Annotated in this window: 17 protein-coding genes, 3 rRNA genes and 1 riboswitch; of the genes, 7 read left to right on the forward strand and 13 right to left on the reverse strand. The window is 56.6% G+C overall.

Annotated features, from left to right (window positions below; all coding sequences use genetic code 11):
* The first annotated feature begins 392 nt into the window (after positions 1 to 392).
* The 6 genes from MTP39_RS11055 (at position 393) to MTP39_RS11080 (ending at position 8,929) form a co-directional block, all read left to right on the forward strand.
* Positions 393 to 2,828, forward strand: a complete 2,436-nt coding sequence (locus MTP39_RS11055) for a GH36-type glycosyl hydrolase domain-containing protein (RefSeq protein ID WP_249240554.1) — start codon at positions 393 to 395, stop codon at positions 2,826 to 2,828.
* A 521-nt stretch (positions 2,829 to 3,349) separates the two neighbouring features.
* Positions 3,350 to 3,458: riboswitch (TPP riboswitch) on the forward strand.
* A gap of 263 nt (positions 3,459 to 3,721) precedes the next feature.
* Positions 3,722 to 4,237 (forward strand): energy coupling factor transporter S component ThiW, encoded by a 516-nt coding sequence (gene thiW, locus MTP39_RS11060; protein ID WP_015536868.1) that lies wholly within the window; start codon positions 3,722 to 3,724, stop codon positions 4,235 to 4,237.
* 15 nt (positions 4,238 to 4,252) lie between these two features.
* Positions 4,253 to 5,074, forward strand: coding sequence for a hydroxyethylthiazole kinase (gene thiM / locus MTP39_RS11065; RefSeq protein WP_249240555.1), 822 nt, complete (start codon positions 4,253 to 4,255; stop codon positions 5,072 to 5,074).
* Entirely contained in the window at positions 5,061 to 5,699 is a 639-nt protein-coding gene (gene thiE / locus MTP39_RS11070; RefSeq protein WP_249240556.1) for a thiamine phosphate synthase, read from the forward strand. Before thiM ends, thiE begins: the two co-directional genes overlap by 14 nt.
* Before the next feature lie 205 nt (positions 5,700 to 5,904).
* Complete coding sequence (thiC, locus tag MTP39_RS11075) at positions 5,905 to 7,215, forward strand: phosphomethylpyrimidine synthase ThiC (protein ID WP_113992436.1); 1,311 nt, start codon at positions 5,905 to 5,907, stop codon at positions 7,213 to 7,215.
* 328 nt (positions 7,216 to 7,543) lie between these two features.
* Positions 7,544 to 8,929 carry an alanine/glycine:cation symporter family protein gene (locus tag MTP39_RS11080; RefSeq protein WP_249240557.1) on the forward strand — a complete coding sequence of 462 codons (1,386 nt, stop codon included), beginning with the start codon at positions 7,544 to 7,546 and terminating at the stop codon, positions 8,927 to 8,929.
* Positions 8,930 to 9,155: 226 nt separating this feature from the next.
* Here MTP39_RS11080 and MTP39_RS11085 read toward each other — a convergent pair whose 3' ends face one another.
* Both MTP39_RS11085 and rlmB read right to left on the reverse strand, forming a co-directional pair.
* Entirely contained in the window at positions 9,156 to 11,861 is a 2,706-nt protein-coding gene (locus MTP39_RS11085; RefSeq protein WP_249240558.1) for a cell envelope biogenesis protein OmpA, read from the reverse strand.
* A gap of 42 nt (positions 11,862 to 11,903) precedes the next feature.
* Positions 11,904 to 12,797 (reverse strand): 23S rRNA (guanosine(2251)-2'-O)-methyltransferase RlmB, encoded by an 894-nt coding sequence (gene rlmB / locus MTP39_RS11090; RefSeq protein ID WP_055186112.1) that lies wholly within the window; start codon positions 12,795 to 12,797, stop codon positions 11,904 to 11,906.
* 703 nt (positions 12,798 to 13,500) lie between these two features.
* Here rlmB and fba point away from each other — a divergent pair.
* Positions 13,501 to 14,364 carry a class II fructose-1,6-bisphosphate aldolase gene (gene fba / locus MTP39_RS11095; protein WP_005920439.1) on the forward strand — a complete coding sequence of 288 codons (864 nt, stop codon included), beginning with the start codon at positions 13,501 to 13,503 and terminating at the stop codon, positions 14,362 to 14,364.
* An 86-nt stretch (positions 14,365 to 14,450) separates the two neighbouring features.
* On the opposite strand, the gene MTP39_RS11100 is transcribed toward fba, so the two are convergent.
* The 11 genes from MTP39_RS11100 to MTP39_RS11150 all read right to left on the reverse strand — a co-directional run bounded on the left by MTP39_RS11100 (position 14,451) and on the right by MTP39_RS11150 (position 25,707).
* Positions 14,451 to 15,131 carry a DUF1287 domain-containing protein gene (locus MTP39_RS11100; protein ID WP_249240559.1) on the reverse strand — a complete coding sequence of 227 codons (681 nt, stop codon included), beginning with the start codon at positions 15,129 to 15,131 and terminating at the stop codon, positions 14,451 to 14,453.
* A gap of 146 nt (positions 15,132 to 15,277) precedes the next feature.
* Positions 15,278 to 15,946, reverse strand: coding sequence for a hypothetical protein (locus MTP39_RS11105; protein WP_249240560.1), 669 nt, complete (start codon positions 15,944 to 15,946; stop codon positions 15,278 to 15,280).
* Positions 15,939 to 16,271, reverse strand: coding sequence for a PadR family transcriptional regulator (locus tag MTP39_RS11110; protein ID WP_249240561.1), 333 nt, complete (start codon positions 16,269 to 16,271; stop codon positions 15,939 to 15,941). Before MTP39_RS11110 ends, MTP39_RS11105 begins: the two co-directional genes overlap by 8 nt.
* Before the next feature lie 165 nt (positions 16,272 to 16,436).
* A 5S ribosomal RNA gene (gene rrf / locus MTP39_RS11115) occupies positions 16,437 to 16,553 on the reverse strand.
* Between the two features lie 125 nt (positions 16,554 to 16,678).
* Positions 16,679 to 19,513, reverse strand: a 23S ribosomal RNA gene (locus MTP39_RS11120).
* Positions 19,514 to 19,783: 270 nt separating this feature from the next.
* Positions 19,784 to 21,294: ribosomal RNA gene (locus MTP39_RS11125) — 16S ribosomal RNA — on the reverse strand.
* Together the 16S, 23S and 5S rRNA genes form the textbook arrangement of a ribosomal RNA operon.
* Before the next feature lie 560 nt (positions 21,295 to 21,854).
* Positions 21,855 to 22,763 carry a CPBP family intramembrane glutamic endopeptidase gene (locus tag MTP39_RS11130; RefSeq protein ID WP_249240562.1) on the reverse strand — a complete coding sequence of 303 codons (909 nt, stop codon included), beginning with the start codon at positions 22,761 to 22,763 and terminating at the stop codon, positions 21,855 to 21,857.
* Complete coding sequence (locus MTP39_RS11135; protein WP_005920073.1) at positions 22,760 to 23,071, reverse strand: heavy metal-binding domain-containing protein; 312 nt, start codon at positions 23,069 to 23,071, stop codon at positions 22,760 to 22,762. The genes MTP39_RS11130 and MTP39_RS11135 overlap by 4 nt, the downstream gene beginning before the upstream one ends.
* Positions 23,052 to 23,705, reverse strand: a complete 654-nt coding sequence (locus tag MTP39_RS11140) for a MerR family transcriptional regulator (protein WP_249240563.1) — start codon at positions 23,703 to 23,705, stop codon at positions 23,052 to 23,054. The genes MTP39_RS11135 and MTP39_RS11140 overlap by 20 nt, the downstream gene beginning before the upstream one ends.
* Before the next feature lie 109 nt (positions 23,706 to 23,814).
* Positions 23,815 to 25,002, reverse strand: a complete 1,188-nt coding sequence (locus MTP39_RS11145) for a DEAD/DEAH box helicase (protein WP_249240564.1) — start codon at positions 25,000 to 25,002, stop codon at positions 23,815 to 23,817.
* Between the two features lie 402 nt (positions 25,003 to 25,404).
* A complete protein-coding gene (locus tag MTP39_RS11150; protein ID WP_005920451.1) occupies positions 25,405 to 25,707 on the reverse strand; it encodes an HU family DNA-binding protein in 303 nt (100 codons plus the stop codon).
* Positions 25,708 to 25,739 lie beyond the last annotated feature (32 nt).

A 25,739-nucleotide genomic window follows, 5' to 3' on the forward strand; every position in this document is an offset into this window, starting at 1 on the left:
CTTTTGGCATTTTGTTCCAATATGACCTGTAAAAATTGTGCACCTCGATTCACTTTCGTTACATTTCGATTAAAATAGAAAAATTTTCGTTGCAGTTTCGTTATGGTTTTCGGTGTCAAAGGCCGTATGTATATATTACTTTTAAAATGGGGTTTCAGGTCTTTCGTTCCGCGTTTCGCCGGTTTGTGCAGCGCAGAAAGCCACAAAAAACCGCCGGGGCTGCGCAGATTATTTTTAAATTTCCGTTGAGATTTTTGCAAAAAGCTCTTGCATTTTTGGGTGGGATAGGGTATGCTTAGCGTGATGAGATTGCTTCTTTCGCAACGCCTTAATCGTTTTCGCAATCGACGTACTGCCCACCTGACAAGGCGCAGTTTTAAGGAGGAAGCATTATGAAGTTCGGATATTTTGATGACCAGAATAAGGAATACGTCATCACCACCCCGCAGACGCCCCTGCCGTGGATCAACTACCTTGGCAGCGAGGACTTCTTCAGTCTGGTCTCCAACACGGCGGGCGGTTACAGCTTTTACCGGGACGCCCGGATGCGCCGCCTGACCCGCTACCGCTACAACAACTCCCCGCTGGACATGGACGGCCACCGGATCTACATCAAGGACGGTGACACCGTATGGAACCCGGGCTGGCAGCCTACCAAGACCCCGCTGGACAGTTACAGCTGCCGCCACGGTCTGGGCTACACCATTCTGGAGGGCAAAAAGGACGGCGTGACCGCCCGGCAAGAGCTGTTTGTCCCCAAGGGCGATGCCTGTGAGCTGGACCGGGTGACGGTATGCAACAGCAGCACCGCAGTCAAGGAGCTGGATCTGTTCAGCTATGTGGAGTTCTGCCTGTGGGATGCCGTGGACGACGGCTCTAACTTCCAGCGCAACTACTCCACCGGTGAGGTGGAGGTAGAGGGCAGCGTCATCTACCACAAGACCGAGTACCGCGAGCGCCGCGACCACTACGCCGTATTCTGGGCAAACTGCCCGGTGGACAGCTTTGATACCACCCGAGATGCCTTCTGCGGCGTATACGGCGGCCCGGCAGACCCGCAGGCTGTCCGCGCCGGGCACTGCTCCGGCAGCATTGCCCACGGCTGGGCACCGGTGGGTGCGTTGCACATCCACCTGACCCTCGCCCCCGGCGAGAGCCGCAGCATCCTGTTTGGTCTTGGCTACATCGAGAACCCGCAGCAGGAAAAGTTCATTGCGCCGGGTGTCATCAACAAGACCCGCGCCCACGCCATGATGGAGCGCTACGCCACCGATGCACAGGTCGATGCCGCCCGCGCCGCCCTGCGCACCCACTGGGAGCAGCTGCTGTCCACCTACCATCTGGAGTCCGGCGAGGAAAAGCTGAACCGCATGGTCAACATCTGGCACCAGTACCAGTGCATGGTCACCTTTAACATGAGCCGCTCTGCCAGCTACTACGAAAGCGGCACCGGACGCGGCATGGGCTTCCGGGACAGCTGTCAGGATCTGCTGGGCTTTGTGCACATTATCCCCTCCCGCGCCCGGGAGCGCATTCTGGATATCGCCGCCACCCAGTTTGAGGACGGCAGCGCCTACCACCAGTACCAGCCCCTGACCAAAAAGGGCAACCGGGATATCGGCACCGGCTTCAACGATGACCCGCTGTGGCTCATTGCCGGTACCGCCGCCTACCTGCGGGAGACCGGCGACTGGTCCATTCTGGAAGAGCAGGTGCCCTTTGATAACGACGCCACCAAGGCGCAGACCCTGATGGAGCATCTGCGCCGCAGCTTCAACTTTACCTGCACCCATCTGGGCCCCCACGGCCTGCCGCTGATCGGCCGCGCCGACTGGAACGACTGCCTGAACCTGAACTGCTTCTCCGAGCACCCGGGCGAGAGCTTCCAGATCACCGGCCCCAGCGAGGGCCCCGTGGCCGAAAGCGTTTTCATTGCCGGTATGTTTGTCAAGTACGGCCACGAATACGCCCAGCTGTGCGACCATCTGAATCTGACCGAGGAAGCCGCTGCCGCCCGCAAGCACATTGATGCCGTGGAGCAGGCCACCTTGACCGCCGGTTGGGACGGCGCATGGTTCCGCCGTGCCTACGATGCTTTCGGCAAGCCCGTTGGCAGCAAGGAGTGCACCGAGGGTCAGATCTTCATTGAGCCGCAGGGCATGTGCGTCATGGCCGGCATCGGCAAGGAGAGCGGACAAGCCGCACAGGCACTTGCCAGTGTGGAAGAGCGGCTGGACACCAAATACGGTGTGGTGCTGCTGCAGCCCGCCTACACCAGCTACCAGCTGAATCTGGGCGAGATCTCCAGCTATCCTCCGGGATACAAGGAGAACGCCGGTATCTTCTGCCACAACAACCCGTGGATCAGCTGCGCCGAGGCAACGCTCGGCCACGGCGACCGCGCCTTTGCAGTGTACCGCAAGACCTGCCCTGCCTACATTGAGGACATTTCCGAGATCCACCGCACCGAGCCCTACGTTTACAGCCAGATGGTAGCCGGTAAGGACGCCCCCACCTTTGGCGAAGCCAAAAACAGCTGGCTGACCGGCACGGCGGCATGGACCTTCTTCAACATCAGTCAGTACATTCTGGGCATCCAGCCCACCCTGGACGGCCTGAAGGTAGACCCCTGCATTCCCCACACCCTGTCCGGCTTTACCGTGACCCGCCGCTTCCGCGGCGCAGTCTACCACATCACGGTGGATAACGCCGCCGGGGTGCAGCACGGCATCAAGGCCGTTACTGTGGACGGCAAGACCATCTCCGGCAATGTACTGCCGCTGGCTGCCGCCGGTACTGAGGTAACGGTGCAGGTGACCATGGGTTAAACCGACTTTCTCTGCTTTTTCATATTATTCTCCTTTCTGTGACCAAAGCCGCCGCGCAGACCCCTGCACGGCGGCTCTGGTTTTATGCAGTATAACAATCAAAAATGCGCTCCGCGTTCGCTTTGCGCATAAATAGCGGAAGAATTATTTTTATTTGTAGTTCCGAAACGCCTGCGGGCGTTTCGGAACTACTTTTTCACAGGAAGGGTCGTAACGGTCAACTGCATTTACAATTCAGACCTCCCTTTAACCATTGCAGCCCCTCTCGTGAAAATAGCGTTTGTCGCGCTCCGCAGAGCTTGTCGGGGCAAAGCCCCTCCATCTGCTAACGCAGACCGCTCTGCCGCTTAAAAGCCCCACTGGGGCTTCCATTGCTACGCTACGCTCCGCAAACGCGGTCGCTCCAAACGTAAAATTAAAATAATAATTCCGCTGAATATGGCCAGAGCAACGCGGAGGCCATTCTAAATCGTCCCCTTCCCTCTTGCATTTTTGGGGAAAGAGGTGTAAAATACAGTCACAATCAAACACAGGGGAGCTCGTGCAGCGGGCTGAGAGGAAGTATAGCAAGCTTCGACCCTTTTACCTGATGCGGATAATGCCGCCGTAGGAAGTCATACCCTTTATGATTTTTTGCAGGAGGAGCCGCGCCGGGCTCCTCCTGTTTTTTTGTCCCTCTGCGGAGGTTCCGCAGCCGGCTGAGGGGGAGCGCCCTGAGCCTTGGATGAATGCAGCGATGGGAAGCCGTGTTCCGGCGTGAGAGGAAGCCAGTAAGCTTCGACCGCACCTTCCGTACCTGTTCCCGCCTTGCTGCGGGCACGGGCTGTTTTGTTGCGGGAGCGCCGGTATTCGTCCTGCGCTGCCGCAGATGGTTGAAAAGGAGCCAATTTATCATGAAGAATCTCTCTGTCAAAAAGCTTGCCCTCGCCGGTATGTTCTGTGCCCTGTGCGTGGTGGGCAGCGTATTCAGCTTTCCCATGTTCGGCAGCAAGTGCGCCCCGGTGCAGCACATGGTCAACGTGCTGTGCGCTGTTCTGCTGGGGCCCTGGTGGGGCGTGGGCGTAGCCTTTGTGGCTTCCCTGCTGCGCAACCTGCTGGGTCTGGGCAGCCTGATGGCTTTCCCGGGCAGTATGTTCGGTGCACTGCTGTGCGGCCTTGCATACCACAAGACCAAAAACCTGATCGCCACCGTGGTGGGTGAGGTGTTCGGCACCAGCATTCTGGGCGGCCTGTGCGCATGGCCCGTGGCCATCTTCCTGATGGGCAAGAGCGCTGCGGACATCGCCTTCTACGCCTACATCGTGCCCTTCCTCATCTCCACCGCCGTAGGTGCAGTGATCGCCGGTGCCGTGGTGTTCAGCCTGCAGCGCTCCGGTGCTCTGCGCTCCATGCAGAACAGCCTTTCCTGAGCGGAGGTTCCCGAAATGCTCAAGACCGCCTTTGAAAACCTGCGCAGCCGCTGCCCGCTGATCCACAACATCACCAACTATGTCACCGTGAACGACTGCGCCAACATGGTGCTGGCCTGCGGTGCTTCCCCCATCATGGCTGATGATGCCGCCGAGGTGGAGGAGATCACCGCCATCTGCGGCGGGCTGAACATCAACATCGGCACGCTGAACAGCCGCACCGTCACCAGTATGCTGCTGGCGGGCAAAAAAGCTAACCAGCTGGGACACCCTGTGGTACTGGACCCCGTGGGTGCCGGTGCTTCCCGTCTGCGCACCGACACCGCCTTCCGCCTGCTGCGGGAGGTGCAGTTCACAGCGATCCGTGGCAACATCTCGGAGATCAAGACCCTTGCCTCCGGCGCGGGCACCACCAAGGGCGTGGATGCAGATGTAGCCGACAAGGTGACCGAGGAAAACTTAGACAGTGCCGTGGCCTTTGCCAAGGCCTTTGCCGCCCGCACCGGTGCGGTGGTTGCCATTACCGGTGCCATCGACATCGTAGCCGATGCACAAAAGGCCTACTGCATCCGCAACGGCAACGCCATGATGAGCAGCATCACCGGCACGGGCTGCCAGCTTTCTGCCCTGACGGCAGCCTTTGTCACCGCCAATCCCGGCCATCCGCTGGAGGCTGCCGCTGCAGCAGTGTGCGCCATGGGTCTGGCGGGCGAAGTTGCCCACCAGCGGCTCACCCCGCAGGACGGCAATGCCACCTACCGCAATTACATCATTGATGCCATTTACAACATGACCCCCGAACAGCTGGAGAAAGGCGCAAACTATGAAGTGCGATAAACACACCATGCTCCTGTACGCGGTGACCGACCGCGCATGGGTGGGCGAGCAGACTTTGTATCAGCAGGTGGAAAGTGCCCTGAAGGGCGGTGCCACCTGCGTGCAGCTGCGGGAAAAGCAGCTGGGCGACGCCGATTTTTTGCAGGAAGCCATCCAGATCCACGCCCTGTGCCAGCAGTACGGTGTGCCGCTGTTCATCAACGATAACGTGGAGGTGGCCTTGCAGTGCCACGCCGAGGGCATCCATGTGGGACAGGACGATATGGCCGCCGCACAGGTGCGCCAGCGCGTTGGCGAGGGAATGATGATCGGCGTTTCCGCCCACACGGTGCAGGAAGCACTGGACGCTGTGGCGCACGGTGCAGATTATCTTGGCGTGGGCGCGGTATTTGCCACCCACACCAAGACGGACGTGAGCGAGATGCCCCGGCAGACCCTCATCGACATCTGCAACGCCGTGGATGTGCCGGTGGTAGCCATTGGCGGCATCCACAAGGAGAACATTCTGCAGCTCAAGGGCACCGGCGTGGACGGCGTGGCGCTGGTAAGTGCCATCTTTGCCGCAAAGGACATCGAGGCCGAGTGCCGGGAGCTGCGCGCCCTTTCGGAGCAGATCATAAAGTAAGCTATCATCCCGCGGCAAACCGGGGGCACCACCTTGGGCCGCGTTACAAAATTCATGGAGAAAACCAACATGAAAAGCGTATTTTGCGCAGGTGTCGGCATCCAGAGCGTACTGTTTTTTCTGAATGACGGCTACCTACCACTACATCTGTATGACCAGCACCCTGCTGTTCAGAGATAAACTGTCATTTGGAGGAACACAGCGTATGCAGACTTATACCACCCAGATGGATGCCGCCCGCAAGGGCATCGTTACCCCGGAGATGGAGATCGTAGCCAAAAAGGAATACCGCACCACCGAGGAGATCCGCCAGTGGGTCGCCGAGGGCAAGGTAGCCATCCCCGCCAACAAGCACCACAAGTGCCTGAACCCCGAGGGCGTGGGCTCCATGCTGCGCACCAAGATCAACGTGAACCTTGGCGTTTCCCGCGACTGCAAGGACTACAACATTGAGATGCAGAAGGTGATGAGCGCCGTGAACATGGGCGCAGAAGCCATTATGGATCTGTCCAGTCACGGCAACACCCAGCCCTTCCGCCAGAAGCTGACCCACGAGTGCCCGGTGATGATCGGCACTGTGCCGGTGTATGATTCGGTCATTCACTACCAGCGGGATCTGGCTGAGCTGACCGCACAGGACTTTATCGATGTGGTGCGCCTGCACGCAGAGGACGGCGTGGACTTTGTCACCCTGCACTGCGGCATTACCCGCAAGACCATCGAGCAGATCCGCAAGCACAAGCGCAAGATGAACATCGTGAGCCGCGGCGGCTCTCTGGTGTTTGCGTGGATGAGCATGACCGGCAACGAGAACCCCTTCTACGAGCACTTTGACGAGATCTGCGAGATCTGCGCCGAGCATGATGTGACCATCTCTCTGGGCGACGCCTGCCGTCCCGGCTGTCTGGCTGACGCTACCGACGTGTGCCAGATCGAGGAACTGGTGCGTCTGGGCGAGCTGACCAAGCGCGCATGGGCACACAACGTGCAGGTGATGGTGGAGGGTCCCGGCCATGTGCCCCTGAATCAGGTGGCTGCCAACATGGAGGTGCAGAAGAGCATCTGCATGGGCGCACCCTTCTATGTGCTGGGACCTCTGGTCACCGATATCGCCCCCGGCTACGACCACATCACCGCAGCCATCGGCGGCGCAGTGGCAGCCGCCAGCGGTGCGGCTTTCCTGTGCTATGTGACCCCCGCCGAGCATCTGGCACTGCCTAACGTGGACGATGTAAAGCAGGGCATCGTAGCATCCAAGATCGCCGCCCACGCCGCCGACATCGCCAAGGGCATCCCCCACGCCCGGGACATTGACGACAAGATGGGCGATGCCCGCCGCGTACTGGACTGGGATGCACAGTTCGCCTGCGCGCTGGATCCCGAGACCGCCAAGGCCATCCGGGATGCCCGCCTGCCCGAGGACGACCACAGCGACACCTGCAGCATGTGCGGCAAGTTCTGCGCCGTGCGCAGCATGAACAAGGCGCTGGCCGGTGAATACATCGATATCCTGTAAGCTATTCCCGCGCTGAAAGGCGCTTCTTCCTCCGGGACTGCTGCACAAACTGTGTAGCAGTCCCTTTTTTGTAGGACGATTTAAATGCCCTCCGCTTAAGCTCTGGGCATGTTCAGCGGAATAATTATTTTAATTTTGCGTTTGTCGCGCTCTGCGGAGCGCGACAAACGCGTTTTCACAAGCGGGGTCGTAAAGGCAAACTGCATTTGCCACACTGCGTTCAGTTTGGCAAATCCATACTATCAATATTTTAGATTTTACAATTCTTCTGTGCTGTACTATAATGAAGTAGCAACTTTATTTCTCAAAAGTACAGGAGGCTGTTTTCTTGATAGTTGATCTGATTGAAGCGCTTTACCGCCTGCTGTGGGGCGATTTGTTCACCCTGCCGGTGGCGGGCGGCATTGGCATCTCCTTTATGGTGGTGCTGCTGTTTGCAGCCGGTATCGGCTTTACCCTGCGCACAAGGCTGCTGCCGGTGCGCCTGTTCCGGGATATGATCGGCGCGGTGTGCGAAAAAAAGCAGGCTGCGGGCGGGCTTTCCTCCTTCCAGACACTGGTCATCTCCACCGCCACCCGGGTAGGCATGGGCAACCTTGTGGGCGTGGTGGCCGCTGTTTCGGCGGGCGGTGCGGGCGCGGTGTTCTGGATGTGGGTCACTGCGCTGCTGGGTGCTTCCACCTCCTTTGTGGAGTCCACCTTGGCGCAGAAATACCGCGTGCCGGACCCGCTGTACGGCGGCTGGCGGGGCGGCCCGGCCTACTACCTGCATGTGCTGGCCGAGCGCAAGCGCGGCAAAAAGCTTAAGCGCTCGGTGTGCGCGGTGCTGTTTGCGGTATCCGGTCTGATCTGCTGGTGCGGCATCAGCCAAGTCATCTCCAACTCGGTCAGCTCTGCCTTTGAAAACGCCTTTCACGTCCCGCCGCTGGCCACCACCGTAGTGCTTACCCTGCTGGCGGCGTTGATCGTGCTGCGCAAGAACGCCACCGTAAAAAGCCTTGACTTCATCGTGCCGGTCATGGCGGTGTGCTACTTTGTCATCACGGTGGGCATCGTGGTACTGAATTTCCGGCAGCTGCCCGCCGTGCTGGCACGCATCTTTGCCGAGGCCTTCGGCCTGCGTCAGGTGGCTGCTGGCGGCTTTGGTGCGGTGCTGATGAACGGCGTCAAGCGCGGGTTGTTTTCCAACGAGGCAGGCAGCGGCTCTGCCCCCTGCGCCGCTGCCGCTGCGGAGTGCGACGACCCGGTAAAGATGGGTCTTGTGCAGGCGCTGGGCGTATTGATCGACACGGTGGTCATCTGCAGCTGCACTGCCTTTCTGATGCTGCTGGTGCCGCAGGACATCACCGCCGGGCTGACCGGCATGGGCCTTTTGCAGACCGCCATGCAGTACCATCTGGGCAGCTTCGGCATCGTATTCATTGCGGTGATCTTAGCGCTGTTCAGCTTCTCCACCTTTCTGGGGGTGCTGTACTACGCCCGGGGCAACGTGGCCTATCTGTGCGGCGACAACTGGTGGAGCCAGACCGCCTACAAGCTGCTGGCGCTGGCCATGCTGCTGGTGGGCGGCACACAGGCCTACACCGTGGTGTGGGATCTGGGCGATGTGGGCATCGGACTGATGACCATCTTCAATATGCTGGCGCTCGTTCCCCTCTCCGGCGAGGCGCTGACCGCCCTGAACGACTACGAAAAGCGCAAAAAGCTACATTGAAAAGAATCCACCGCACAGCGTATTTTGTGCGGTGGATTCTTCTCCGATAAAACGATTTAAAATGCCCGCCGCGTTTGCTCTGGGCAAAATCAGCGGAAAAACTATTTTAAATTAGAACAAGCCCGGAAAGTCTGCGGACTTTCCGGGCTTGTATTTTCACGGGAGGGGTCGTGATTGGAAACAGCATCTACAAATGCTGCTTGACCTTGCCCCTTTGCTATAAAAATCAGCTATGCTGCTTCAGGGCGCAGACGGCGATGCTCAGGGCGCTCCATGCAGCCTGATACATCAGCACTGTGGCGATGGAAAGCTGCCAGATGCTGCCTGCGTAGGTCAGCAGCACTGCAATGAACACCGAGAAGCACACCGACACCAACTGCACCGTGGTGGCGCTGGTCTCGGCATTCTGTGCCTGATCTGCGGCCTGCAAGCCGCCAGTCAGGCTGGCAAAGCCTCTGTGGTGGTACAGGCAGCACTTGGGCTTTTCCGGGGCAGCATCAGCGGCTTCAATGGCCTGACACTGCTCGCCGTCCAGCACGGTGACCATACCCTCCGGCAAATGGTACGCCTCGGTGATGTGCCGTGCCGTCAGGCTGGGGTCCTTGCTGGTGACCAGCAGACGGATGTTCTCCTTTTGCAGGGAAACAAGGCTGCGTGCCACATTGCGGCCGCCCACATAGCGCAGCACGAACATGGCATGCAGATTGCCGGACACTGCCAGATACAAAATTTGCAGCTCGCCGTTTTTGGAGTGGCCGTCCTCGTAATCCTGCTCCGGCAGGGTAACGCCCTCCTGCTCCATGTAGCGGCGGGTGCCGATGAGGATGCGGTTATTGTCGCACCATGCCGAGAAACCCAGCCCGGTGTGCTGCTCCAGATCCTTGACCGGGAACAGGATATCGGTGCGGTCCTCGATGATCTGGCTGAACAGCCCGCGCAGGGTATCGCAGCTCTCGTTCAGCACACTGGCCGCATACAGGATGGCGCGGTCGATGCGGCCGCCCTTGAAGATACGGATATCCTCCAGCGTTACGCTGTCGGCGGTAAACAGGTCATCGGCGTCCAGCTCAATGGTGTCGATGCCGCCCAGCTCCTCAATGGCAGCCCAGCCGGGCACCACAGCGCCCACAGCGGCAGCCGCTCTTTGCAGCCGCAGCGCCGCCAGACCGGGCACCAGCACCGAGGAAAGGGGCGCGCCCATGCACAGCACAGCCGCAGCCGCAGCCACGGCGCAGTTGATGCTGCCGCCGAACAGCAGGAAAGCTACGCCGCTGAGCACTGCTGCCGCCAGCAGGATATAGGCCACCTTGCGGGCGCGGCGCTCGCTGGCGCGCTCGCTGAGGCTCTGCTCCACAAAATCATCGCTGGCGGTCTGCACCGGGCGGCTCAGCAGCACCCATGGGTCCTTCTGTTCCAGATCCCGGGCGAGGGCGCGGATCAGGTCTTTATCTCGGGTGCGGTAAGCGCCCCGCAGTTCGCCGCCCTCTGCGGCCAGCGCGTAGCCGCCCTGCACGGCAGCCAGCATTACCCGGCTGCCCACCAGCGCCAGAAACAGTCCCAGCGCCGCCATACCGGTCAGCAGACCGATGCCCTCAGTGCTGCGGTAGGCGTTGGCATTCAGCATGGCCACTACCGCCTGCAGCAGGGCTGCCACAGCAGCCAACGCGGGCATGGTGTCTGCACTGGGACGACCGCGCAGACCCGTCAGACCGTCCCGCAGTACCGGGTAGCCCACCAGCAGGCTGGCGGCAAACAGCAGCAGATTGGCCGCATAGAACGCCGCCGGGGCAGCGTCCGGGTCCAGCACCGAAAGCGGCGGCAGCAGACGCTCTGCCGTCAGCCCAAGGTGCAGCAGCACCACGGCCAGAATGCCCGCCAGCACACAGCGCAAGGTCAGCTCTGCGGCCATGTGGTGCAGCTTGTCGGTGGTGGATTCCGGCACAGTATCCTCGGCAGGGGCAGCTGCTTCTGCTGCGGGTGCGGTCTCGGGCTGTGCCGGAGCCGCAGGGGCGGCAGCTGCCGGTGCGGGTGCTGTTTCATCAGCAGGAGCGCCATCCTGCTCCAGCGGGAGCAGCGGCAGGCTCATGGTATCCTCTTTTTCCGGCTTGCGGGCAGCGGGCTTTTCGTCCTCTGCCGTGCCGAACATCTGGAAAATCGACTTTTTCTCAGGCTTTTTCGGCAGCGTTTCCGGGTCTGCCGGAGCGTTGGCAAACACCGCTGACGGCAGCTTCTCGGCGGCCTTTTGTGCGGCCTTTACAGGGGCTTTCTCCGGCTCTGCGGCGGGCTGTGCAGGTGCGGGCTGCACCTTAGGCTGCGCCTGCACAGGTTTTACGGGCTGCGGGGCAGGCTTTGCCTTGCCGCTCATGTCGTTGAGCATATCCTTCAGCTGCTGCATCTCCCGCTGCTCCAGCTCCTCCTGCGGCAGCAGCGTCTCCGGGGCGTTCTTTGCGTTGGGCTGCTTTTTGGGGGCTGCAACAGGCTGCGGCTCCGGCTGGGGTACAGGCTTTTCCGGCTGCGGCTGCACGGCAGCAGCTGCCTTGGGTGCAGGCACCGGCTCTGCCGGGACAGCCTTGGCAGGCTCTACCCGGGCAGGCTGCATCGGCATAGCCGGAATAGGGTCTGCGGTGCGCAGCTCCAGCGCCATGTCCTCCTGCTCCGGCTGCACCGGCTTTGCATCTGCCCCCAGCAGGATCTCGCCGGTGGGGATCTCCAGCACCGGCTGTGCCGGGGCGGACGTCTCTTCTTTGTCGTGGCCGAACAGCTTGCCCATCAGCCCGGCCTTGGGCTTTTCCTCCACCGGGGCAGGCTCATCCCGGCGGGTCATTTCCTCGGGCAGATCGATCACGCTGGTGCTGAAAAAGTTGCGGAACCGCTCTTCTGCCGAGAGCTCCCCCGCCTGCTTGCCCTTGCGTTCATTTTTATTGTTCGGCATCCTTGTCCCTCCCACTGTTCTGGATGGAGTTTACCGCTTGTTTTATTCTTCTACGGCGCGCTGCGACTGGATCTCGTACAGGATGATACCTGCCGCCACCGAAACGTTATAGCTATCCACGCCGGTGCCGGGGGCAGCCATATCCAGCCGCACCACACCGTCACACAGCTTCTTGACCAGCTGGGACACCCCGCTGCCCTCGCTGCCCAGTACCAGTGCGATGGGGCCGGTCAGGTTGTTCTTGCGCAGAGACACACCGTCCATATCGGCGCAGTAGACGAACACGCCCTGCTCCTTCAGGCGGCGGATGGTCTCGCCGATATTGGCCACACGCGCCACCGGCAGACGCTCGGCAGCGCCTGCGCTGGACTTGATGACGGTGGGGGTAACGGATGCACCACCCCGCTTGGGGATGACGATGCCGTGGGCACCGCACAGCAATGCGCTGCGCATGACTGCCCCCAGATTGTGGGGATCCTCAATGCCGTCGCTGAGCACCAGAAACGGCGGCTCGCCCTTGGCCTTGGCTGCTGCCAGCAGATCCTCCACGGTCGCATACTCGATCTCGCTGGCAAAGGCCGCTACGCCCTGATGGCTCTCGGTGCCGGTCATCAGGCGCAGCTTGTTGGGGTGCACCCGCTTGACCGTTGCGCCGGCTTCCTTGGCCAGTGCTGTATAGTATGCCGCCACTGCCGGAGCCATCCCCTCGGCAATGAGCACGGTGTCCACACCGGAGCCGCTCTTCAGCAGCTCGGTCACCGGGTTTTTGCCGTAGATCAGGCTCTCACTCTTCTGCTGCGGCTGCTCTGCATCGCGGCGCGGACGGCGCGGCTGGTTACGTTCTTCCATCTTTTTATGCTCCTTCCGTTCCGGGCGGGCAGTGCCGCGCCGGAGCGTTTTATTTTGTTTATGATAATCCAAGATAAAGTATACCATATCTCGTCCGGCTTCGCCACAAATTGCAGGGATTTTATTCCCAGACACCTAAAATTTTTTCAGTAAAACGCAGCTTCCCTGCCAGACTGGGCGGCTGTAAAAATGTTTTGCCCGCCGCCCGGGAAGCCCGGCGCATTTCCGCTGTTTTGCCAAGGCAAAAAGTTTTCCACAAAAAATGGCTATACATTCCGTAAACAGCCTATGATTTTTCCACAAGTTGAAAACCTGGTGGAAAGTGTGTAAAAGTCCAGCCGCAGCGCCTGTTTTCTGGGTGGAATTAAACAGTTTCCACCGGGTTTTCAACAGCAGCTTCCCCCATATCTTGGCAAAAGCCTTACAATTTGTAAAATTCAAGTCGGAATTGTGACAATTTTTTAAACCGGAAATTGTCCTCTTTTGCAATTTCCTCCAATATCATTTTGACGAATGTTAAAATGTGTTGAAAACCCGCGCCGCCCGCGCGCAAGGCAGATGTTGCAGCATATATGGATTTTTGTCGCCAAACGTGATATGTTTCTGATGCAGCCGCTGGAGCTGCTTTGTGCCGTGCCCGTTCCGCAGCAGCTCTATGCAAGAAAAAGCGCCTGTTCGGATTGATTTTAGGCGCAGTTTGGGGTATACTAACCATGTGGGCTTGTTAAACCATGCACAATGCGGTGTGTGGCAGAGCCGGAACCCCGATAATTTTTGGAGGTAATGAATAATGTTGGTAAATGCAACCGAAATGCTGCTCAAGGCACGCGATGGCCACTACGGTGTGCCGCAGTTCAACATCAATAATCTGGAGTGGACCAAGGCAGTCCTGACCGCCTGCGAGGAAATGAAGAGCCCCGTCATTCTGGGTGTTTCCGAGGGTGCAGGTAAGTACATGACCGGCTTCAAGACTGTTGCCGCTATGGTCAGCGCCATGGTCGATTCCATGGGCATCACCGTTCCCGTTGCTCTGCATCTGGATCACGGCACCTACGAGGGCTGCAAGGCCTGCGTTGAGGCCGGCTTCTCTTCCATCATGTTCGATGGCAGCCACTACTCCATCGAGGAGAACGTGGAAAAGACCAAGGAGCTGGTTGCTCTGGCACACGCTCACGGCATGAGCATCGAGGCCGAGGTCGGCTCCATCGGCGGCGTTGAGGACGGCGTTGTGGGCGCTGGCGAGATCGCTGATCCCGAAGAGTGCGCAAAAATCACCGCTCTGGGCATCGACTTCCTGGCTGCCGGCATCGGCAACATCCACGGCGTCTACCCCGCAAACTGGAAGGGTCTGGACTTCGAGGCTCTGGACCGCATCCACAAGGCCACCAACAACATTCCTCTGGTTCTGCACGGCGGCACCGGCATCCCCGATGAGATGATCGCAAAGGCCATCAGCCTGGGCGTTTCCAAGATCAACATCAATACCGAGTGCCAGCTGGTGTTTGCTGAGGCCACCCGTAAGTACATCGAAGAAGGCAAGGATCAGCAGGGCAAGGGCTTCGACCCCCGCAAGCTGCTGGCTCCCGGCGCAAAGGCCATCGAGGCCAAGTGCAAGGAGAAGATCGAGCTGTTCGGCTGCGCAGGCAAGGGCTAAGCTGAGGCTTGTATCGTAACCGGTACACCACCCAATAAAGTATGCGGCCCCGCCGCACTGTTATGCACAGTGCAGCGGGGCCGCTTTTATTTTGAAATTCGGTAATGGCCCGCGATGTCGGTGCGTTTTTCCAGAATGTCCTGCTCGTAAGCCGCCTGCCATGGGTCATTGTGGTGAATGATATAGGGCACTCCGTTTTTATTTCGCCGGTCGGACACGATACCGATATGTCTTTCAAAAATCACAACATCGCCGCCCTGCCATTCCTCTATTTCTGAGACATCTGTGGTCAGGGCAGCTGCTGTGTGTGCAAAAAACACCTTCAGGTTCCGCACCCGTCGGAAATCTATGTTTGCATCCGGTTCTGCTACCATGTAATCCTGTGGCTGCTCCCGGATATCTGCATCCACAAGCACTTGCAGGTCATATCCTGCATTCTTCAAGGCATAAGCAACTACATCGGTGCAAACGCCATAACCATCGTCAGGATAACCGGTCTCATAATAGCGGCTTTTGTATTTTGGATGTGTGCTCACATAGGCCATTGCTCCGTTCAGAATATCCAATTGATCGTCTACGCCGTCAGCATCCCGATCTACGCTGCTATGAAACTGCGGTATCCTGCCCTGATAATCGTCCTCCGGCCGGGACGCCGAGGTGTGCTGGTAATGTGCCTGCACATAAAATATGATGCTGCAAAACAGTAAAAATGCCAGTACCACTGCATAATACTTTGCTGTATCCTTGCGGGTTCTGTCCGAACGCATACTCTCACCCTTTCCTGCTTTGAGGATACCAGCTTTTTCCCCGTTCTGCAACCCTTTAGCGCAACAAAAAAGCCCTGAGGCTTTCATCTCAGAGCTTTTAGTTAAGTCGGCGACTACCTATTAAGGTATGCAGCCCCGCTTTTTCTTTATATGCGAGCACTCAGTCGTGGGTCTTTTCCATATTGCCAGAAATGGATTGCATACAGTCCCGCACCCAGAAGCAGACAAAAGATTGAATAGCTAAGAATCGGAAGCCGCAGCAGTACAATCTTACCCGCGATCCGGGTAAAGAACCAGCCTGTCCCATACAGCACTACGATATATAGCGCCATCCAAGCGATATATTTGAGCCAGTGTTCCCGTGGAGGAAAACCTACCTGCTCCATCATCCGGCGGAACAGTATGCAAAACGCGGTCAATGCAACAGCTAACTGCATCAGATAGCCTACCGAAAGCTCAAAAACCCAATTTCCAATTACCGGATAGAGCAGCAAGCCTTCCACGCCCCACCCAAAAAAGAAATACAGCGGTGCAACATACCAGAAGTAATCCCCGGCTCTCAGTGTTTTCAAGCTGGGCTTGACCTCGTCCACAAAGGTCTTTGCGTCCGAAATCGAATGAAACAGTTCCTGATTTTCCTTGTTGGCTTGGATTGCAATATCAAGCAAATCGCTGCGCACAAGTTCGATACCACAGAAGTCCCAGCTGACCCGGCGAAGATAACGAATCACTTCTTTAAGTTGCTCCTGACTTTTTTCAGTCAGCAACTCGGTACGCATCCGGTTTGTTTTTCGCAATGCAAAATACTTATTCATCTGGCTCCTCCTTAAAAATTTTTTTCACCAGCTGGCAGAGCTGGCTCCAATCCTGCCGGAACTCAAGAAGCGCCTGCCGTCCTTCTTCCGTTACGACGTAATATTTTCGACTTGGTCCCTTGGGGGAAGGTCTGCGCTCTACCGTAACCTTTCCCTGCTGCTCCAAGCGCAATAGCAGCGGATAGAGTGTGCTTTCACTCAAGTCAGAAAATCCGACCTGTTTCAAATGCATCACGATCTCATAGCCATAGGTCGGCTCTTGCGCAATCAATTTCAGGACACAATATTCCAGAACACCCTTTAAAAGTTGTGCATTGTTTTCCATAAGTCCTCCTCTCCGCTAGTATGTAATGCGTAGTAGCTTATCTACATTGTATTACATAGTAGTGTTTCTGTCAAGTCCTGACCTATTGGCATTACAACCAAAAATCATGTCATATTTTTATGCAACAAAAAAGCCCTGAGACTTTCATCTCAGAGCTCTTTGTTAAGTCGGCGACTACCTATTTTCACAAGCCGTTTCCAGCTAACTATCTTCGGCACAAGTAAGCTTAACTTCTGTGTTCGGAATGGGAACAGGTGGAACCTTACCGTCATCGACACCGACCGATTTGACTGAATCAGTATATCACATTTCTGCTTTACTGTCCAGTATTTTTAGAAGGACGTGCCTTCAAAACTGAATAATCACTGCTAACATTTTTTCGTTGACTTAAAAGTCTCAAGCGAATTGTGGTCAAGCCCTCGACCTATTAGTACACGCTTGCTGAATGGATCACTCCACTTACACATCGTGCCTATCAACCTTGTAGTCTTCAAGGGGTCTTACTTGTTTGAAACAATGGGATATCTTATCTTTGGGTCGGCTTCACGCTTAGATGCTTTCAGCGTTTATCCGATCCGTACATAGTTGCCCAGCTATGCCCTTGGCAGAACAACTGGTGCGCCAGAGGTACGTCCGCTCCGGTCCTCTCGTACTAGGAACAGCTCCCATCAAATATCCTGCGCCCACGACAGATAGGGACCGAACTGTCTCACGACGTTCTGAACCCAGCTCGCGTACCGCTTTAATTGGCGAACAGCCAAACCCTTGGGACCGAATACAGCCCCAGGATGCGATGAGCCGACATCGAGGTGCCAAACCTCCCCGTCGATGTGGACTCTTGGGGGAGATCAGCCTGTTATCCCCAGGGTAACTTTTATCCGTTGAGCGATGGCATTTCCACTCACATACCACCGGATCACTAACTCCAACTTTCGTTACTGCTCGACCCGTCAGTCTCGCAGTTAGGCTCGCTTCTGCGTTTGCACTCTTTTGCTTGATTTCCGTTCAAGCTGAGCGAACCTTTGAACGCCTCCGTTACTCTTTAGGAGGCGACCGCCCCAGTCAAACTGCCCACCTAACAATGTCCCCCGCCTTGATTCAAAGGCGCAGGTTAGAATTCCAATATCGCAAGGATGGTATCCCAACGGCCACTCCACAAATGCCAAAGCACTTGCTTCCCAGTGTCCCATCTATCCTGTGCATGCAACATCGAAACCCAATATTAGGCTACAGTAAAGCTCCATGGGGTCTTTCCGTCTTGTCGCGGGTAACCGGCATCTTCACCGGTACTACAATTTCGCCGGGCGGGCTGTCGAGACAGTGCCCAAATCATTACGCCTTTCATGCGGGTCAGAACTTACCTGACAAGGAATTTCGCTACCTTAGGACCGTTATAGTTACGGCCGCCGTTCACTGGGGCTTCGATTCAATGCTTGCACATCTCCTCTTAACCTTCCAGCACCGGGCAGGCGTCAGCTCGTATACGTCATCTTTCGATTTAGCACAAACCTGTGTTTTTGGTAAACAGTTGCTTGGGCCGATTCTCTGCGGCTCCATCTCTGGAGCACCCCTTCTCCCGAAGTTACGGGGTCAATTTGCCGAGTTCCTTAACAACCCTTCTCCCGTTGGCCTTAGAATCTTCTTCCTACCTACCTGTGTCGGTTTGCGGTACGGGCACCGCAGAAATACACACAGCTTTTCTCGCCATCTTCCATCCCGGACTTCGGTACTAATTTCCCTCGATCGCTACCGGAACCAACACCCGGCTCCGAGACTTCAAATGTGTCCCTGTGTTTAACTCTTTTGGTGGTGACGGAATCTCTACCGTCTGTGCATCGGCTACGCCGTTAGGCCTCACCTTAGCTCCCGACTAACCTGGAGCGGACGAACCTTCCTCCAGAAACCTGAGGCTTTCGGCCATGCAGATTCTCACTGCATTCGCGCTACTCATTCCGGCATTCTCACTTCTATACACTCCACAGCCGCTTGCGCTACTGTTTCACCGCGTATACAACGCTCCCCTACCCAATACATTACTGTATTGCCTAAGCTTCGGTGTCAGGTTTAGCCCCGTTAAATTCTCCGCGCAAAGACGCTCGACCAGTGAGCTATTACGCACTCTTTGAATGTGTGGCTGCTTCTGAGCCAACATCCTGGTTGTCTACGTATCTTCACATCGTTTTCCACTTAACCTGACTTTGGGACCTTAGCTGTAGATCTGGGCTGTTTCCCTTTTGACAATGACATTTATCTGACACTGTCTGACTCCCAAGCATCAATACTCTGGCATTCTGAGTTTGATAAGCTTCGCTAACCTCTCGGCCGCTAGGCTATTCAGTGCTTTACCTCCAGGTATCTAACTTGAGGCTAGTCCTAAAACTATTTCGGGGAGAACCAGCTATCTCCGGGTTCGATTGGAATTTCTCCGCTACCCACAGTTCATCCGCCGCCTTTTCAACGGAGGTCGGTTCGGTCCTCCATGGAATTTTACTTCCACTTCAACCTGACCATGGGTAGGTCACCCGGTTTCGGGCCCATTGTATGCAACTTAACGCCCTTTTCAAACTCGCTTTCGCTTCGGCTCCAGACCTTAAGTCCTTAACCTTGCTGCATACAATCGCTCGCCGGACCGTTCTACAAAAAGTACCCTATCACACATTGACGTGCTCTAGGTGCTTGTAGGCACAGGGTTTCAGGTTCTTTTTCACTCCCCTCCCGGGGTGCTTTTCACCTTTCCTTCACAGTACTATACGCTATCGGTCACTGGGTAGTATTTAGGGTTGGAGGGTGGTCCCCCCGTATTCCGACCAGGTTTCACGTGTCTGGCCGTACTCTGGATCCTGCGCAGCTCTCTCCGTTTTCACCTACGTGGTTCTCACACTCTCTGACCGGCCTTCCCATGCCGTTCGGTTAACAGATTAAGTCCTAAAAGCAGTCCGTACCCCGGAAGTATTTCTACTCCCGGTTTGCCCTCTTCCGCGTTCGCTCGCCACTACTTACGGAATCTCGTTTGATGTCTCTTCCTCGCCCTACTTAGATGTTTCAGTTCAGGCGGTTCCCTCGATATACCTATTTTTAAGTTCAGTATAACGTACCTGAGTATGAACCCAGGTGAGTTTCCTCATTCAGAAATCTCCGGATCAATGCTTATTTGCAGCTCCCCGAAGCTTATCGCAGCTTATCACGTCTTTCATCGGCTCCCAGTGCCAAGGCATTCGCCCTGCGCCCTTGTTCGCTTGACCTTTCAAACGTTCTTTTGGAACATTTGGTATCCTCTTGATTCTCTCTTGCCAACGAAGATTATTGTTACCCTTCCTTTTGAAATTGTAATATTTCTTAAAAAAGAACTTACTATAATCTTTGTTTCGCAGTTATTATTCAGTTTTCAAGGTACGTCTTTGAGTGTCCTTTTCAGGGCCCTCAAAATCGAACAATATCTACTTAAACTCTCACGTATCACCTGTTCCAATGACTGACCATCTTAGATGCTCTGTCATTGCCTGACTCCTTAGAAAGGAGGTGATCCAGCCGCAGGTTCTCCTACGGCTACCTTGTTACGACTTCACCCCAATCACCAGTTTTACCTTCGGCGGCGTCCTCCTTGCGGTTAGACTACCGACTTCGGGTCCCCCCGGCTCTCATGGTGTGACGGGCGGTGTGTACAAGGCCCGGGAACGTATTCACCGCAGCATGCTGATCTGCGATTACTAGCAATTCCGACTTCGTGCAGGCGAGTTGCAGCCTGCAGTCCGAACTGGGACGTTGTTTCTGAGTTTTGCTCCACCTCGCGGTCTTGCTTCTCTTTGTTTAACGCCATTGTAGTACGTGTGTAGCCCAAGTCATAAAGGGCATGATGATTTGACGTCATCCCCACCTTCCTCCGTTTTGTCAACGGCAGTCTGGCCAGAGTCCTCTTGCGTAGTAACTGACCATAAGGGTTGCGCTCGTTGCGGGACTTAACCCAACATCTCACGACACGAGCTGACGACAACCATGCACCACCTGTCTCTGCGTCCCGAAGGAAAGTTCTGTTTCCAGAACCGTCGCAGGATGTCAAGACTTGGTAAGGTTCTTCGCGTTGCGTCGAATTAAACCACATACTCCACTGCTTGTGCGGGCCCCCGTCAATTCCTTTGAGTTTCAACCTTGCGGTCGTACTCCCCAGGTGGATTACTTATTGTGTTAACTGCGGCACTGAAGGGGTCAATCCTCCAACACCTAGTAATCATCGTTTACAGTGTGGACTACCAGGGTATCTAATCCTGTTTGCTACCCACACTTTCGAGCCTCAGCGTCAGTTGGTGCCCAGTAGGCCGCCTTCGCCACTGGTGTTCCTCCCGATATCTACGCATTCCACCGCTACACCGGGAATTCCGCCTACCTCTGCACTACTCAAGAAAAACAGTTTTGAAAGCAGTTCATGGGTTGAGCCCATGGATTTCACTTCCAACTTGTCTTCCCGCCTGCGCTCCCTTTACACCCAGTAATTCCGGACAACGCTTGTGACCTACGTTTTACCGCGGCTGCTGGCACGTAGTTAGCCGTCACTTCCTTGTTGAGTACCGTCATTATCTTCCTCAACAACAGGAGTTTACAATCCGAAGACCTTCTTCCTCCACGCGGCGTCGCTGCATCAGGGTTTCCCCCATTGTGCAATATTCCCCACTGCTGCCTCCCGTAGGAGTCTGGGCCGTGTCTCAGTCCCAATGTGGCCGTTCAACCTCTCAGTCCGGCTACCGATCGTCGCCTTGGTGGGCCGTTACCTCACCAACTAGCTAATCGGACGCGAGGCCATCTCAAAGCGGATCACTCCTTTTCCCTCTGGTCGATGCCGACCCGTGGGCTTATGCGGTATTAGCAGTCGTTTCCAACTGTTGTCCCCCTCTTTGAGGCAGGTTCCTCACGCGTTACTCACCCGTTCGCCACTCGCTCAAGAAAGCAAGCTCTCTCTCGCTCGTTCGACTTGCATGTGTTAGGCGCGCCGCCAGCGTTCGTCCTGAGCCAGGATCAAACTCTTTATAAATGATATTTATCACTTAAAAGTGTTAAATCTTGTTTCGCTCAGCACGCAATCGCTTGCGTCCTGTGTGAATTACTTTTGTTTGGAATTGTTTACCGTGTTTTTCCAACACGAAAATAGGTTCCGTTACAAGTTCTTTCGATATTGTTCAATTTTCAAGGTCCTGTGCGCCGCGGCCTTATCGGCTGACGACTTGATTATTTTACCACAGAAGCGGTTTTTTGTCAAGCACTTTTTTGAGAAGCTTTTGAAGTTTTGTGAACTTGGATCGCTTTGAGTTTTTCGGTATCAACCGGAACTTTTCAGCGTCTATTGGTTCTTTTCAAGGGCTTCCTGCCGAGCTTTCAGAAGTCATTCTTTTGTCTCAGCGCTTGGCGCTCACATATAGTACCATACCGCAACTACTTTTGCAAGTCTTTTTTACATTTTTTTCGGCTTTTTTTGCGCTTTGTATACATCATCCAGTTTTTTGCTCAGTTTCAGGGGATGTTTTGACCTTTCTTCCACCATTTCTGCGCAAAAACAGCCGCCGCACAAAAGTGCAGCGGCTGTTGCCTTGGGATTCAGTTCTTTTCTTCCTGCTTCATTTCCCGCAGGGTCAGCCAGACAGCCGCCGCCAGCATCGGCAGTGCGGCGATCAGTCCAATGGGCATGGGACCCAGTACATTATAATAAGCATCTGCCGGGGTGACCAGCACCTGCGGCAGCGCCGCAATGGCGTTGAACGCTCCATGCGCAATGGCGGGCACCCAGATACACTCCGTTTTCTCGTAGAGGATATCTAACAGGGTGTTGAGGGCAAAGCAGACCACGCACCACACCACCAGACCCAACAGGGGTGCGCCCAGATAGTTGATGCCGTACTCGTAGCCCACTAGCAGCATCAGCGGCCAATGCCAGATGCCCCACACAACGCCGCCCAGCAGACGGCCATTCAGCAGACCGAACCGCTCTTTCAGGCGAGGCATCATGTAGCCGCGCCAGCCGACCTCCTCGCCCAGCGCGGGGAACATATTGATGGCTGGGGCAAGGAGCACCGCAAACAGCCCGTTTTGCAGCAGATAGCTGAGGGTAGAGACCCCCAGCTGGCTGCGCAGGGTCTGCGCGTCCATCTCACCGCCGTAGGCGGCTACCAGCCAGCTGCCGGAAAAGTCCAGCCGGGAGGGGAACACTGCAAAATACAGCACTGCGCCCAGCAGAGTGAGCACCGCCGGGCCGAACCATGCCGCCAGCCAGAACCGACGCTTGCCCTGCACCTTCCAGCCGATACCGGTGGGCTGGCGCAGAAATGCCTTTTGCACCGGCAGAACCGCCAGCAGCGGGCAGAACATGGTAACGATGAGCGCCAGCTGATACAGCACCGCATTATTCTGCTGCAATAGTGCCATGCAGCCGCCGACCTGACACAGCCACGCCATGCCGAAGGCGAGCAGGAAGTACAGGCCGAAACTCTGTTTTTCTTTTACCGTCATACGAATTTCACCGCCGTTCCGTAAGCGATCACCTCTGCCGCGCCCTGCATGACGCTGGCAGAGGCGTACCGCATGCCCACAATGGCATCTGCGCCAAGGCTTTCAGCGTCCTTGACCATGCGTCCGGTGGCGATCTGCCGGGCTTCGGTGAGCATATCGGCGTAGTCGGTCACCTCGCCGCCCACAAGGGTGCGGAAGCCGGCCATCATGTCGTGGCCAAGGTTGCGGCTCTGCACTGTGCTGCCACGCACCACGCCCAGTGCCTCCAGCTTTTTGCCCGGGATCTCGTTAATAGTTACGATAAGCATCTTCTTCTCCCTTTCCGATTTCTTCGATCCGATCCAGCAGCACCTTCAGGGTGCCTACGATGCAGCCCGCCGGGATGCCGAACATCACCACCAGCAGCGGCAGCGGCGGGGCATCCTGCGGGTCGGTGTAAACTGCCCAGCCCATGGTGGCCATTATAAAGGCCATCATGGCCACAAAAAGGGCAGCACCGATGCAGGCGCCCCGGATGCGGCGGGTCTTTTGGTCGGTACGTTCAATGTTCACAAAAGTCACTCCCTGTTCTTCCCGTGCGGTCAGGCGCGCCAGCGTCTGCTCCACATCCAGTTGTTCCAGAGGGCCGTTCTCCTGTTGGAGCAGCGTGCAAAAGCCGATTGCTTCCTCCAAGTCGGCGCGGCGGCTGCGCAGACGTTCCAGCTGCAGGCTCATGCCCTCGGCCAGCGTGCGCTGCCCTTCCAGCATCTCCCGGATCTCTGCCAGCGGCACGTCCAGCTTACGCAGCAGCTTGATGCGGCGCAGGCGCTCCACATCCGCCTGCGAGTAGCTGCGGTAGCCGTTGCCCGGCTCGCGGCTGGGACTGATGAGCCCCTCTTCCTCATAAAAGCGGATGTTCTTTTTGGTCACGCCGACGGCGGCTTCCACTTCGTTGATCTTCATGGGTCACGACCCCCTCCTTACGGGAGTATTCTACACCTTCCACAAAGGGGAAGGTCAAGCCTTTTTGCAAAAAGAGCCGCCGCACAAGGTCGTACAGCAGCTCCTTCCTTTAAAAATAGCACTTGATCTGGAAACGGTCTGCGTTGTCCTGCTTTTTCTCCACCACGATATGCTCGTGGTTGAAGTCGAAGTGCACCGGGGTGCACAGGTCGGTATTGCGGGTCAGGCGCAGCAGCTCCTGCACACGCTTCTTTTCCTCCGGCACATAGAACAGGTAACTCACGCCCTCTTTTTTGGCGCGGCCGGTGCGGCCGATGCGGTGGGTGTAGTGCTCGTTCTCGCCGGGAACATCGTAGTTGATAACGGCATCCACGTCCGAGACATCAATGCCGCGGGCGGCAACGTCGGTCGCCACCAGAATAGCCAGCTTGCCGTCCCGGAAAGCCTGCATGATCTGGTTGCGCTCCTTCTGGGAGAGGTCGCCGTGCAGGCAATCCACCGAGAAGCCCAGCCGTGCCAGCTGGTTTGCCAGCGTGGCGGTGTTGAACTTGGTATCGCAGAACACCATGACCCGCTTGTAGCCCTCGCCGATGATGATCTGTGCCAGATCCGACAGCTTGTTGCGGCCGGAGGTCTCCAGCATATACTGGGTGATCTTGGGCTGGCTTTCCTCCCGGGGCTGCACGGTGATCTCCTCGGCGTTGTGCTGGTACAGCCAGCCGATATCCATCACCTCGCGGCTGATGGTGGCCGAGAACATGGACAGCGCCTTGCGTGCCTTCATCATCTCGATGATGTGACGCACATCCTTATAAAAGCCCATGTTCAGCATTTCGTCGGCCTCGTCCAGCACGATCTGGGTCACATGGGAGATATCGATGCTGTGGTGCTTGTAGTGATCCATCAGGCGGCCCGGGGTGGCTACCACGATCTGGCAGCCCTCGGCCAGACGCTTTGCCTGCTTTTCCATATTGGCGCCGCCGTACACGCAGGCCACCTGCACCTCGGGCATAAAGTAGGTGAGGTTGGTCAGTTCCTCAGCGATCTGCTGGGCAAGCTCCCGGGTGGGTGCCATGATGACGGCCTGCGGGTATTTGTTTTCCGGCTGGATATGCTCCACCACCGGGATGCCAAAGGCACAGGTCTTACCGGTACCGGTGGGTGCCTTGGCAATGACATCATGCCCGGCCAGCATGAGGGGGATGGTCTTTTCCTGAATTTCTGTCATTTCGGCAAAGCCCATGCGTTCCACAGCCTTGTGGATGGCTTCGCTGCACTGCAACTCGCTGTAAAGCATTTGGACAACTCCGTTCTTTTGTGGCGTTTTTCTCGTTGCAACAAGTATAGCATGAAATGCCGCGCTTGTCAGCAGAGAAACCAAAAGATACCGTGCGCCGCACGCAGGGCAGGACGATTTAAAATGCCCTCCGCTTATCGGGTTGCGGCTCCCAGCATCCGCTTCGTGCCTTGAGCGGCACTTGTGTCTTGCTGGCCGCTGCCCCAACAACTCCTCCCTGCTTCCGCCGCTGGCGGCGGTCGTCGTCGTTGCACTCTGGGCATTTTCAGCGGAAAATGATTTTGAATTTCGGGATATCGGAACGCCTGCGGGCGTTCCGATATCCCATTTTCACAACAGAGTTTTTGGCAAACAAAAAGAACCGCACCCGGGGTCACGGGTACGGTTCTCATTATGCAGGGATCAGGCGGTCTCTTCCACGCTCTTCTTGCCGGCTTCCAGCTTCTGCTTGAAGCGGCCGCTGGCCTTGAAGCCGGGGATGGAGGTGGACTCCAGCTGGCTGGAGACCTTGGTCTTGGGGTTGGTGTAAGCCTTCGGCTTGCGGGGGCGCATCTCAAAGCGGCCAAAGCCGGCGATGGTCACCTTTTCGTCAGCACGCAGGCAGTCCGCGATCTGGTCAAACATTGCATCCATCGTGGTCTCGACCTGAGCTTCGGTAAAGCCGGTCTTGCGTGCCACGGTTTCGATCATCTGGGAACGGGTCATGTATCGATATCCTCCTGGAATGTCCAAAAGTA

Source organism: Faecalibacterium sp. I3-3-33 (assembly GCF_023347295.1).
Taxonomy (GTDB): Bacteria; Bacillota; Clostridia; order Oscillospirales; family Ruminococcaceae; genus Faecalibacterium.

What these genes read in the sequence shown, in the direction of transcription:
- MTP39_RS11055 (WP_249240554.1), top strand. Translation starts at nt 393, where the DNA reads ATGAAGTTCGGATATTTTGATGACCAGAATAAGGAATACGTCATCACC.
- thiW (WP_015536868.1), top strand. Translation starts at nt 3,722, where the DNA reads ATGAAGAATCTCTCTGTCAAAAAGCTTGCCCTCGCCGGTATGTTCTGT.
- thiM (WP_249240555.1), top strand. Translation starts at nt 4,253, where the DNA reads ATGCTCAAGACCGCCTTTGAAAACCTGCGCAGCCGCTGCCCGCTGATC.
- thiE (WP_249240556.1), top strand. Translation starts at nt 5,061, where the DNA reads ATGAAGTGCGATAAACACACCATGCTCCTGTACGCGGTGACCGACCGC.
- thiC (WP_113992436.1), top strand. Translation starts at nt 5,905, where the DNA reads ATGCAGACTTATACCACCCAGATGGATGCCGCCCGCAAGGGCATCGTT.
- MTP39_RS11085 (WP_249240558.1), bottom strand. Translation starts at nt 11,861, where the DNA reads ATGCCGAACAATAAAAATGAACGCAAGGGCAAGCAGGCGGGGGAGCTC.
- rlmB (WP_055186112.1), bottom strand. Translation starts at nt 12,797, where the DNA reads ATGGTATACTTTATCTTGGATTATCATAAACAAAATAAAACGCTCCGG.
- fba (WP_005920439.1), top strand. Translation starts at nt 13,501, where the DNA reads ATGTTGGTAAATGCAACCGAAATGCTGCTCAAGGCACGCGATGGCCAC.
- MTP39_RS11100 (WP_249240559.1), bottom strand. Translation starts at nt 15,131, where the DNA reads ATGCGTTCGGACAGAACCCGCAAGGATACAGCAAAGTATTATGCAGTG.
- MTP39_RS11105 (WP_249240560.1), bottom strand. Translation starts at nt 15,946, where the DNA reads ATGAATAAGTATTTTGCATTGCGAAAAACAAACCGGATGCGTACCGAG.
- MTP39_RS11110 (WP_249240561.1), bottom strand. Translation starts at nt 16,271, where the DNA reads ATGGAAAACAATGCACAACTTTTAAAGGGTGTTCTGGAATATTGTGTC.
- MTP39_RS11130 (WP_249240562.1), bottom strand. Translation starts at nt 22,763, where the DNA reads ATGACGGTAAAAGAAAAACAGAGTTTCGGCCTGTACTTCCTGCTCGCC.
- MTP39_RS11135 (WP_005920073.1), bottom strand. Translation starts at nt 23,071, where the DNA reads ATGCTTATCGTAACTATTAACGAGATCCCGGGCAAAAAGCTGGAGGCA.
- MTP39_RS11140 (WP_249240563.1), bottom strand. Translation starts at nt 23,705, where the DNA reads ATGAAGATCAACGAAGTGGAAGCCGCCGTCGGCGTGACCAAAAAGAAC.
- MTP39_RS11145 (WP_249240564.1), bottom strand. Translation starts at nt 25,002, where the DNA reads ATGCTTTACAGCGAGTTGCAGTGCAGCGAAGCCATCCACAAGGCTGTG.
- MTP39_RS11150 (WP_005920451.1), bottom strand. Translation starts at nt 25,707, where the DNA reads ATGACCCGTTCCCAGATGATCGAAACCGTGGCACGCAAGACCGGCTTT.